1 protein-coding gene is annotated in these 538 nt (G+C 64.7%); it reads right to left on the reverse strand.

Features of this window, described 5'->3' with window-relative positions; translation table 11 throughout:
- Window positions 1-538, reverse strand: a 538-nt coding sequence (locus HV670_RS30465; protein WP_246258149.1) for a sensor histidine kinase, incomplete at both ends; no start/stop codon positions are given.

Consider the following 538-nt stretch of genomic DNA (forward strand, 5'->3'; position numbering starts at 1 on the left):
TCGGCCTTCGTCGTATAGAACGACTCGAACAGGCGGCCTACGTACCCGGGGTCGAGACCGGTGCCGGTGTCGGCTACCTCGACCATCGCGATGTCCGGGTCGGCCCTGGCTGTCCTGATCGTCAGCTCGCGCGGCCTGTCGTGCACGCCGGTCATCGCTTCGATGCCGTTGACGACCAGGTTGAGCAAAACCTGTTGCAGCTGGACACGATCGCCCATGACATGGGAAACGTCAGACGAAAGAGCGTTGTGCAGGACGACGCCGTTGCGCAGCAGTTCCTGACGCGTCAGCGCCACAACTTCGCCGACGGCTTCGTTGAGATCCCAGCGCTCGATGCGCGGCGGTGCCTTCTTGACGAGTCCGCGTACGCGATTCACCACCTGGCCGGCCCGGCTGCCGTCCTTCTCGATGCGCGCGAGCGCTTGCCGGACTTCCTCAAGGTTCGGCGGATGGGCATCGAGCCAGCGCAGGCCCGCGTCCGCATTCGTGATGACGGCAGCGAGCGGTTGATTGACTTCATGGGCGATCGACGCGGTCA

The organism is Pararobbsia alpina (genome assembly GCF_902859895.1).
In the GTDB taxonomy this organism is placed as follows: domain Bacteria; phylum Pseudomonadota; class Gammaproteobacteria; order Burkholderiales; family Burkholderiaceae; genus Pararobbsia; species Pararobbsia alpina.